The organism is Paracidovorax sp. MALMAid1276 (assembly GCF_049198005.1).
Classification (GTDB): domain Bacteria; phylum Pseudomonadota; class Gammaproteobacteria; order Burkholderiales; family Burkholderiaceae_C; genus Acidovorax.
This window is the reverse complement of the sequence record NZ_JBMIRS010000104.1, coordinates 38,909-49,539: the sequence shown is the minus strand read 5'-3', so window position 1 is coordinate 49,539 and position 10,631 is coordinate 38,909. Positions and strand designations below refer to the sequence as shown.

Annotated in this window: 7 protein-coding genes; 1 reads left to right on the top strand and 6 read right to left on the bottom strand. The window is 57.9% G+C overall.

The features are described 5' to 3' along the window. A partial coding sequence (locus ACOQFS_RS07150) for a hypothetical protein (protein WP_421562206.1) occupies positions 1-254 on the top strand: 254 nt, incomplete at its 5' end. A gap of 13 nt (positions 255-267) precedes the next feature. Here the strand turns inward: ACOQFS_RS07150 and ACOQFS_RS07145 are convergent. The 6 genes from ACOQFS_RS07145 to ACOQFS_RS07120 form a co-directional block, all read right to left on the bottom strand. Further along, a complete protein-coding gene (locus tag ACOQFS_RS07145; protein ID WP_421562205.1) occupies positions 268-2,274 on the bottom strand; it encodes a methyl-accepting chemotaxis protein in 2,007 nt (668 codons plus the stop codon). A gap of 210 nt (positions 2,275-2,484) precedes the next feature. After that, entirely contained in the window at positions 2,485-4,092 is a 1,608-nt protein-coding gene (locus ACOQFS_RS07140; RefSeq protein WP_421562204.1) for a type I restriction-modification system subunit M, read from the bottom strand. Continuing rightward, positions 4,089-5,099 carry a virulence RhuM family protein gene (locus ACOQFS_RS07135; protein ID WP_421562203.1) on the bottom strand — a complete coding sequence of 337 codons (1,011 nt, stop codon included), beginning with the start codon at positions 5,097-5,099 and terminating at the stop codon, positions 4,089-4,091. Before ACOQFS_RS07135 ends, ACOQFS_RS07140 begins: the two co-directional genes overlap by 4 nt. Next, positions 5,096-6,286, bottom strand: coding sequence for an anticodon nuclease (locus ACOQFS_RS07130; RefSeq protein ID WP_421562202.1), 1,191 nt, complete (start codon positions 6,284-6,286; stop codon positions 5,096-5,098). The genes ACOQFS_RS07135 and ACOQFS_RS07130 overlap by 4 nt, the downstream gene beginning before the upstream one ends. Continuing rightward, a complete protein-coding gene (locus ACOQFS_RS07125) occupies positions 6,283-7,521 on the bottom strand; it encodes a restriction endonuclease subunit S (protein ID WP_421562201.1) in 1,239 nt (412 codons plus the stop codon). The genes ACOQFS_RS07130 and ACOQFS_RS07125 overlap by 4 nt, the downstream gene beginning before the upstream one ends. Next, a complete protein-coding gene (locus tag ACOQFS_RS07120; protein WP_421562200.1) occupies positions 7,514-10,609 on the bottom strand; it encodes a type I restriction endonuclease subunit R in 3,096 nt (1,031 codons plus the stop codon). The genes ACOQFS_RS07125 and ACOQFS_RS07120 overlap by 8 nt, the downstream gene beginning before the upstream one ends. Between the last annotated feature and the right edge of the window lie 22 nt (positions 10,610-10,631).

The following is a 10,631-nucleotide window of genomic DNA, read 5'->3' as shown; positions in this document are numbered from 1 at the left end:
GCCCCGGCCACAGTAAGTCCGAATATACGGGTGCAATCTTCACCTTCTTGGCAGCAGTGAGTGAGGGCTTGGCTTATTCGGGGCGTCCATATAGGCTCTTAGATATCGCGCATCTGCCGCATCGGGGAAAACCTCAAGTACTTTTAGGCTCAAGCGCTTATTCCATAAGCGATGACAGCTATTACTACCATAGCATTGACTGCAAGACCTCTACCGCCGCAGCATGCCCGATGGATGGGAGGCGTCTGTGGTGAACCCGGGGACAAGTCACTGCGCCTGCACGGCCCCGTCGCGCACCACCCATTGCGCACCCCAATGCCGTGACCACTGCTGGGCCAGGCGGTTGAAGCTGCCGTCGCGCTTCATGGCGTCCAGCGCTTCCTGCCAACTGCGCACCACCGCCTGATCGGTGCGCTTGGACATGCCGATGTAAAGGCGGTTGACGAAGAGTTCATACACCGGCTCGAAGTCGGCCGGGTTCAGGCCCGCATCGCTGGCGGTGGTGGGCAGGTCCATGTCGGTCATGACCAACGCGGCGACCTTGCCGTCCAGCAGCTTGCGGAAGGCGCTCGCCCAGTCGGGCGAGTAATCGAGGTTGTGGAAGTCCTTGCCTTTGAGGAACTCCTCTTTGGAATCCCCCTTGATGACCGCGATGCTGGGCAGCTTGCGCGCCTCATACAGGCTCTTGACGCTGATGCCGCTGCCTTTCTTGACGTACAGAACCGCATTGCTGTGGACCAGCGGGCCGACCCAGTGGAACTGGCTTTCGCGGCTGGGGGTGCGGGCCATGGTGAACAGCACGGCATTGGGCTCGGTCTGCAGCGCGGCATAGCTGCGCTCCCACGACGTGATGCGGACCTCTGCCTGGTGCCCGGTGCGGGCCAGAATCTCGCGCACCACGTCGGGCGAAAAGCCCTTGACGTCCGCACCGCTCGCATCGTGCTTGTGGGCGGCATCGGTGTAGTTCAGCGGAGGTTCGTGGGCCGTGCCGACGATGAGCTGAACGCTGTGCGCCAGCTGCGCCGACTTCGCGGCCGACGCGCCGGGCCCTTGCCGAACGCGCAGGGAGGCGGCTGCAGGGCGCGCCACTTGCTTCTCGCTGGCGCGCGCAATGGGCAGGTCCGGCAGCGCATCGGCACCCGGAAGACCGGGCACGTGGAACGCCGCCGCCGCGTAACGCAGCCGGTCGGCGCGGGTCTGCAGGGTTTCCGCATCGACGCTGGCACGGTGCAGAAGCTCGGCGTAGCGCCCGGTCACGGCGTCCAGGTGGTCCAGCGAGCTGCTCAGCTGGGAAATGTCGCGCTGTTGCTGCTGGGTGACGGCGGCGATCTCTTCCATCATGTGGGTGACTTGCTGCGAGCTGGCGTTGATCTCGTCCATCGAATTGGCCACCTGATCCGCCAGCTTGGCCGACTGCGAAATCTTTTCCACCGAGCCCGCGATCAGCGTCTTGATTTCTTTGGCCGCACTGGCGGAGCGCTGGGCCAGCGTGCGTACCTCGGATGCCACCACTGCAAAGCCCCTGCCCTGCTCGCCCGCCCGCGCCGCCTCCACCGCAGCATTGAGCGCCAGGATATTGGTCTGGAATGCAATGCCGTCGATGACGCCGATGATCTCCTCGATCTTCCCCGAGGATTCGCTCAGCGCATCCATGGTGTGGGTCATCTTGCCGACCACCGCATTGCCCTGGGTCGCAATGTCGGATGCAAAACGCACCGATTTTTGAGAATCTGCCGTCTTGCTGCCCGCCTGCTGCACGGTATCGAGCAGGCTACCGATGTGCGACCGGCTCTGTTGCAGCAACTCGGTCTGCTGCGACATGTTGGAGGCCAGATTCAGGTTGTTGGATGAGAACGTGACCGATTCATGGGCGACCGTTTCGGCCTCTTGCCGGACCTGCCCGATTTTTTCGGCGAGCGCGTTGCGCAGATCATGCAGCGCCGCCAGAGCACTGTTTGAATCGCTGGCAGGCGTCCACGTGGAGGGCGTCAACCTGCCAGCGCTCAGATGGGCGATGTGTTCACTCAATGCGTGGGGGCTAACCCCCAACTGCCGGGCCACCGACCGGTGCAGACGCATCAGGGCAACGCCGACCAGCACCGCCGCCACCAGCAAAAGCCACATCAAGCGCTGCCAGGCAGCTTCGGAGGCGCCGGGCGCCGCCTGCAGATCACCGTGCAAGCTCCAGGCGCTGGCCGCCAGCACCACAAAGCTGGACGCGCAGACAAGGCCCCAGACGAAGAAATGTGCACCTAGCGAGGCTTTGGGTTTCATGCAGGGTCTCACCAAAGGAGTGATTCGTGATGAAACCTAAGCAAACTTGATGCCTGAAGTAACAAAAAGTCACACACGCAGAGACGCTTACGCGACTCCATCTTGGCGCCGGCCCCACAGCAAGTAGTCTCCAACAGCGGGCCGGAAGTGTTTGCCGGCAGTCATGGCGAAGCACCAGACAGCACAACTCTCAAACCACTGACGCGCGCCCTACGGCAGCAGCTTCAAGCCCAGTTCTTTCAAGAACTCGTTGTGTTTGGCCTTCGCCACCGCAATCGCTTTCTCAATCTCCACCAACTCTCCGTGGGTCGCCTCCAGGTCAATCTCCGCCTCCCCCACCGCCGTGCTGATGTAGCGAGAGATGTTCAGATTGAAATCGTTCTTTTCAATCTCCGCCATCTCCACCCGGCGTGAATAGCGGGCTTCCTCATCGCGGTACTGGTAGGTGTGGATGATCTTGGCGATGTGCTCATCGGTGAGCTGGTTCTGGCGCTTGCCCTTGGCAAAGTGCTCGGCGGCGTTGATGAACAGCACATCGTCCGGCTTTTTGCACTTCTTCAGCACCAAGATGCACACCGGAATGCCAGTGGAATAGAACAAGTTGGACGGCAGCCCAATCACCGTGTCGATGTGGCCATCCAACAGCAGCTTCTTGCGAATGCGCTCCTCCGCCCCGCCCCGGAACAGCACCCCGTGCGGCAGGATGATGGCCATCACGCCCTCGTCCTTCAGGAAGTGAAAGCCGTGCAGCAAAAAGGCAAAGTCGGCGGCTGACTTGGGTGCCAGGCCGTGGCTTTTAAAGCGCACATCGTCCGCCATGGCCTCGTTGGGCTCCCAGCGGTAGCTGAACGGCGGGTTCGCCACGATGGCATCAAACGCGGGCTTTTTGGCCGGGTTCAGCTCGCGCAGCATGTCCCAGTCGTTAGCCAGCGTGTCGCCGTGGAAGATTTCAAACTCTGTGTCCTTCACCCCGTGCAGCAGCATGTTCATGCGCGCCAGGTTGTAGGTGGTGATGTTCTTCTCTTGCCCGTAAATCTTGCCAATGCCATGCGGCCCCATGCGCTTGCGCACGTTCAAAAGCAGCGAGCCCGAGCCACAGGCAAAGTCCATCACGCTTTCCAAGCGCTGCTTCACGCCCGTGCGCGGCTCCTGGCTGTCCAGCGTGACGATGGACGAGAGGATGTCCGAGATTTGCTGCGGCGTATAAAACTCGCCCGCCTTCTTGCCCGAGCCTGCCGCAAACTGGCCAATCAGGTACTCATACGCATCGCCCAGCGCGTCCATCTCCTTGGAGAACTCTGCCAGCCCATCGGCGATCTTCTGGATGATGGCGCACAGCTTGGCATTGCGCTCTGTGTAGCTTTTGCCCAGCTTGGGCGAGGCCAAGTCAATCTCAGAGAACAAGCCCTGAAACGTGCTCTGAAACGATTCGGTTTCGATGTATTTGAACCCCGCTTGCAAGGTGTGCAGCAACTCGGCATCTTGCGTCCTTGCCATGTTGGCAATGCTGCTCCACAGATGCTGCGGCTCAATCACGTAATGCACCTTGCGGCGCATCTGCTTTTCAAATTCGGGCACATCGTCCAGGTTGCCCTCGTACCAAAGCTGCAAGGGGGTCGATACCGAACTGTCAATCTGTGCGGGGTAGTCGCTGCCCAATTCCTTTTTGGCCGCTGCCTCGTAGTTGTCTGACAGGTAGCGCAGAAACAGAAACGACAGCATGTAGTCGCGGAAATCGTCCGCGTCCATGGCACCGCGCAGTTGGTCGGCAATCGCCCACAGCGTTTTGCCCAGCTTGGTTTGGTTTTGTTCAGTCATTTTTTAGGGCGATTTTTGATGGTGTTTTCCAGCGACTTGAGGTCGGCTTCATCCTGCGCGTCCGCAGCACGCGCTTCTTCAGCCTTGCGGCGCTGGTCAAAGTCCAGATACAGCGGCTCCAGCTTTTGCTCCATGCGGGCATGGCTCACGGTGCCAGCCCCGGTAAGCAGCGGGAATCCGTTGGACACGATGATCTGCCCCACGTTCTCGCGCCAAAAACCCATGCTGGTGATGGTTTGCCGCTTGGCGCGCAGCTCTGCCGTTTCAAGGAAGATGACCACCAGCCGGTTCAGGGTGTCCACCTCGTCTTCGGTCAGGTAATTTTTGGCCACCACAATGTCCTGCTTGCGCACCTGAGCGCCCTTCCAGGTCAGCAGGCCGGAATGCGGGTCGGCAGGGTTGGCGCGGCTCACGATGAGTTCTGCCGCCGTTTTTTGCGTCACTGCATACAGCAGCAGGTTTTGCACCGTGGCAAAAAAGGTCTGCGTGGCTTCATCCGATTTTTCGTAGTCTGCCGCCAGGGCAAACAGGTCGCGCACCTTTTGGTAAAAGCGCTTTTCCGAGGCCCGAATGTCCCGGATGCGCGCCAGCATCTCGTCAAAGTAGTCTGGGCGACCGTCCGGGTTCTTCAGGCGCTCGTCGTCCATCACAAAGCCCTTGACCAAATACTCCTTGAGCACCGTGGACGCCCAGCGGCGGAACTGCACGCCACGCGGCGAACGCACGCGGTAGCCCACGGCCAGGATGGCGTCGAGGCTATAGAGCGTGACAGGCCGCTGCACCTGGCGCGTGCCCTCGGTTTGAACTGTCAAGGATTCCTTGATAGTTACCGCCGCGTCCAATTCGCCGTCCTCAATGATGTTTTTGAGATGCAGCGAGATGTTCTGTTTGGTGGCGTCAAACAGCTCGGCCATCTCTAACTGGGTGAGCCAAACCGTACCTAGGTCAGCCCGCAGTTGGATTTGGCTCTTGCCATCGTCGGTGGTGTAAAGAATCAGATTATTCATGGCGTCTGGGGCACAGCAGCTCTTTGGGCAGGCTGTCCAAACATCTCTGGCAGCGCGAACTCATAGCGCCCCAGAAATGCCTGAAGAATTTCTTTGAACAGCTTCTTGTTGTCGTCCACCATCTCCGAAGGCTGGTAAATGTCGTACTTGCCATGGCTGAGCAAATTGAGCGCACGCGAGAACAAATCCGCATCCTCCAGCCCGTGGATGCAGGCAGAGAAATCATCCCGGCCAAAAAAGGTCGCTGTTTTCTCCAAAATGCTGCGCAGCATATTGAAGTGGTAGGTATATAGCTTGCCGCTCTGCGCAGCCTTCTGTAACTCGGCCAATATCGATACATGGTGAAAAAACGGCGTGTCGTCCGTCGCACGCAGCGTGTAAACGGTGCCGCGTTCAGGCCGCTGCAGCAGGTATTTTTTGTGCGTGTCCTTCTTTAGCTCGTTGCACACCACATTGAAGAACAGCGCATGGTGCGATGACACCACAGCCTTGATGGGCGCGGGCACCAAGCGTGGTGCATTCTCCACACCCCCAGGCCCATCAGCCGCCACGGCCTCTGGTCGAGTTCTACCTTTGGCCTTGCGCAGCAGCTTGGCCAAATCGCTGGCTACAGCGATGGCGTTGTTGTCGTCCAGCGAAGTAATGGGGTCGTCAATGTAGAGGTATTTGACCCACGCATAGGTTTCCAGCCCGTCAATCACCCGTTCGCAAATGGCCATGAACATACACCAGATGAAGATATTTTCTTCACCACGCGAAACCTTGATATGGCGAGTATCCTCACCCTTGCGAAAGCTGATCGTCCACCGGTCGTAATCAATATCAAAAAGAAAATCAGCGTAGCGGCCCAGGTAGTAACCAATTCGCTCGTCCAGCGCCAAATCTTTCAGCCCCTTGAAGAATTTGGAGTCTGCGTTGATGTGTAGCCGCCGCTCTTTGTCTTCCTCTAGGTCGTTGTCCCAAGAAAACAAGTCTTCGGTAAAGGCGTTGAAATACAAAGTGTCAGGTTGGCCCTTGTTTTTGCGCTTGCCTGCGTCTTTGAACTCCATGGACAGCCGGGTTTTGCCCGTGCCGTTGTAGGCATAGAGCAGCACAAAGTCTTGATTTCCGCTGTTGAGGTCATCTCGCAGCCGGGTAGCAAGCCCCCTCAGGCTGGTGAAGCGATGAATCTTCGGTTTCTCGCTCATGCCTCAAGCGCCTCTGCCGAAGGGAAAAGCTGCTGCATCAGGCCTTTTTTGTGGGTCTTGAAGGTTTCGAGTTCTTGGGTGGCGGTGTTGATGAGAGTGTCGAGTGAGCTAAGACAGTCGACGATGCGTTGTTGCTCTTCGTCCGACGGGAAACAAATGCGGAACTCTTTGATCTGCTTCGCACTGATGTGTGGAATGCCCGAACTAGTATTTATTCGATCCACATAGGCGTGGAAGGAGGGCGAATGAACTCGCTGAAAAATGAATTCAATTAGCGGTACCTTCTTTGCTCTCAAACGGGCCACTCGCTGGATGAGCAAAGCACCCACATCATTTTCTGAAACCAACGCCGAATTCTTACCTACCTTCGACCCGTCCATTCCAATTACCAAATCGTTGACCTGGAGTCTGTACTTTTCGAGCCCTTCTATCGATCCGATGTAATACCTGTCGATCTCAGAGTTGTGGCGAATTCTGCCTTCCGTCACGTTGATGCCGCGAAGCAAGGGGATTCCGCTGCTGTCTTGAGAAATATCGGAGCCATCGAAAGGATAGCCCGATAGAAGATCAACCTTTTCTCCCAGCTCGACCCACTCCCACTCTCCTGAATTTAGAAACTCAGGAAACCGCAGACGTGGTTGGGTTTCGCCTTCGCGGGGGAAAAGATGTTGCATCAGCCCTATTTTATGGGTCTTGAGCGCATCCACTTTGCGGGCTTGCGCGGCGATCAGTTCGTCCAAGGAACTCAGGCAGTCGGCGATTTTTTGTTGTTCTGCCTCCTCATTTGGAACGGCAATAGGCAACTTTTCCAAAACATCAACTGATAACCCTGGTTGCGCCTGACCGGTTGCGAAGCGGTTCAAGTTCATCAAATCAAGCACAAAAAACAACCAATCGCCAGTCGTGCCCTTCTTCTGGGTCACAACAATGGCGTGTTCAGTGGCGTGGAACTGACCGATTCCCTGCTTGATATTTCCGCAAAGTGCCCCCTGACGTCCGATAAGTGAATACTTTCCGTTGTGGGTAAATGTGGCTGTGTATCCGCGTAGACCATTCCCGCCATAGCAAGGAAAAAGACCCTGCATGTATTTATCGTGAATCTCCGCTGCAGGTACGAACTTCCCAGCCTGCATGTGACACGCCTGGCCCAAATTCCTAATTTGCCAGCTCGACGAACCCCGAAAATCGGGAAACCGCAGCTTGGGCGCCAGCGGCTCTGTTTGCTTATTACTCATACGCACTCAACCCCGAAATATCCCGCCCCTGCGCCCGCTTTTGCAGCAGCGGCACTAGCTCTTTCATCAACGCCGTTTCTGCCTGCGCCCGGGCCTTCCAGCCCAAGTCCAGCGGGGCCATCAAATCGCTGAGCGCCTCGCCATCAAAAATCATGCGCTGCAAGATGCCGTCCACAAAGGTTTGCAGCGCGGCGGGGGCCAGTTGGTGGCGAGTGGCCATGTCGGCCAGCTCGGCGCTGTCTTTTTCTTTCTTGAATTTTGTGTAGCCCTCGCGGATAGCGGCCTCGCTCAGGCCCTCGCCCGCCTTCAGGGTGTGGATGTAGGCAGCGATGTCTTCGCGCTCGTTCATGAATTTGGCGTCGGACAAGATCAAGCCCAGCAGCTCGTCTTTGGTCATCTTCTGCTTGCCGCCGCCTTGTAGCCCTTGCTGTGAGAAGCGGGACATGAGGCCCATGATGTAGTCGTAGTCGATCACGCTGCTGGCAAACAGCACAAATTCAAAGTCGAGCTGGTCCACCGCATCGGTGGCGCCACCCTGCCCTTCGCCGCCTTTGTCATGCTGGGCCTGTTGCGCTTTGAGGCGCTGGGCGGTTTCGAGGTAGGCACCGCGAAAGGCTTGCAATTGCTCGGCGGGCAGGATGTGGTCGATGGCTTTGGCGTTGTCCTCGGTCAGGTCGGTGTACTGGTCCAGCTGGGTTTTCAGGCGCTGCACTTCTTTGAAGTTTTGGATGAAGGCGGCGCGGGCGTCGTCGCCCTTCAAGCTGTGAACGGCCTCGGGCGTGCAGGCCAGGCCCTGGCTTTGCATGAAGTCGGCCAGTTTTTGCACGGCGGCGTCCAGCTTTTGGATGACGACCGGGGCTTTGTCTACCAACCAGATCTCGCGCGCTTGGTCGCCCGTTTTTTCGCCTGAAAACAGGGCAATGGCGGCATCGACATTGGCTTGCTGTTGGCGAAAGTCGAGGATGTTGCCGTAGGGCTTGGTGCCGTTGAGCACGCGGTTGGTGCGCGAAAACGCCTGGATCAAGCCGTGGTGCTTGAGGTTTTTGTCCACATACAGGGTGTTGAGGTATTTGCTGTCAAACCCGGTGAGCAGCATGTCCACCACGATGGTGATGTCGATTTTGTGGTGCGGGGCCGCCGGAAAGGCCTTGCGCAGGTCTGCGTCGGGCCACTGGTGGTCTTTGATGCGCTTTTGTACGCCTTGGTAGTACAGGTCGAACTCGCTGATGGAATGGTTGGTGCCATAGCGGGCGTTGTAGCTGGCCAGGATGGCTTTGAGGGCGGCTTTTTTGCCCTCGGGGTCCACCTGGTTGTCTTCTTTTTCTTGGGGCAAGTCTTCTTGAATCTGCCGCACATCGGCATCGCCCTCTGCCGGGGGCGAGAACACGCAGGCGATGTTGAGTGGCACAAAGGTGGGGGCTGCGGCCTGCCTGGCTTGTTGAATCTCGTCAAACAGACGGTGGTATTCGATGGCGTCGTTGATGCTGGCGGTGGCCAGCACGGCGTTGAAGCGGCGGTGAGCGGTGGCGGTGTCGTGCTTAGCCAAAATGGCTTCGATCACGGCCTTTTTGGCCAGGGCCTCGCCGGGCTTGGGTGGGTTTTTACCCTCGGGCTTGTAGTAGTCCACATGAAAGCGCAGCACGTTGGCGTCTTCAATGGCGTGGGTGATGGTGTAGGCGTGGAGTTGTTTTTGGAACAGGTCTTCCGTGGTCTTCATGGAAGCCTGCTCGTCCTCAATCTGCGTGCGGCTGGAGTTGGCCTCAAAAATGGGCGTGCCGGTAAAGCCAAACAGTTGCGCCTTGGGGAAGAACTCTTTGATGGCCTGGTGGTTGTCGCCAAACTGCGAGCGGTGGCATTCGTCAAAGATGAAGACGATGCGCTTACTGGCCAGCGGTGCCAGTTGCTCTTTGTAGGTGGCCTTGCCGTCTTTCTTTTGCTGCTTGTTGCGCTTGCTGTTTTCATCCAGCGCCAGGCCCAGCTTTTGGATGGTGGTGACGATGACCTTGTCGGCAAGGTTGTCAGACAACAGGCGGCGCACCAGCGTGGCGGTGTTGGTGTTTTCTTCTACGCAGCCTTCTTGGAAACGGTTGAATTCCTCGCGGGTCTGGCGGTCCAGGTCTTTGCGGTCCACCACGAAGAGGCATTTCTCCACATCGGGGTTGTCTTTGAGCAGGGTGGACGCTTTGAAGGAAGTGAGCGTTTTGCCGCTGCCCGTGGTGTGCCAGATGTAGCCGTTGCCGTTGTTTTGATGAATGCACTCGACGATACGTTTGACGGCATAGACTTGGTAGGGCCGCATCATCAAGAGCTTTTGCTCCGACGCCACCAGCACCATGTAGCGGCTGATGGTTTGGCCCAGGGTGCATTTGCCCAGGAACTTGTCGGCAAACTCATCGAGCTGGGTGACCTTATTGTTGAGCTCGTCCGCAAACTGGTAGATGGGCAAAAACCGCTCGTCTGCATTGAACGCAAAGTGCCGAGCGTTGTTGTTGGCGAAGTAGTAGGTGTTGGTGCGGTTGCTGACGATGAAGAGCTGCAAAAAGCTCAGCAGCGTTTTGGTGTAGCCGTTGCCGGGATCGTTTTTGTAGTCAACGATCTGCTCCATGGCCCGGCGGGGGTTGATGGTGAGCGTTTTCAGCTCCACCTGCACACACGGCACGCCGTTGATGAGGATGAGCACGTCATACCGGTGGTGGCTGTTGTCGGTGTTGATGCGCAGCTGGTTGACGACCTCGAAAGTGTTCTTGCACCAGTCTTTGAGGTTGACCAGGGTGTAGTTCAGCGGCGTGCCGTCTTCGCGGGTAAAGGCGTTGATGCTGCGCAGTGTGCGGGCTCCAGTGAAGACATCGGGGGTGACGATGTCGTCCAGCAGGCGGGCAAATTCGCCATCGGTCAGGTGCACGCGGTTCAAGGCCTCGAACTTCTCGCGGAAGTTGCGCTCCAGCGCAGCGCGGTCGCGAATGTCGGAGCGGTATTCGTATTTGAGGGCCTGGAGCTTGCCGATGAAGCCGTATTCAATCTGCTCCTCTTTGACGGCGGGGCTGAGTGTGACGGGTGCCGGGGCGTAGCTGGAGTTGGTGGGCGGCATGGTGGAGCGGTGGCAATGTCTG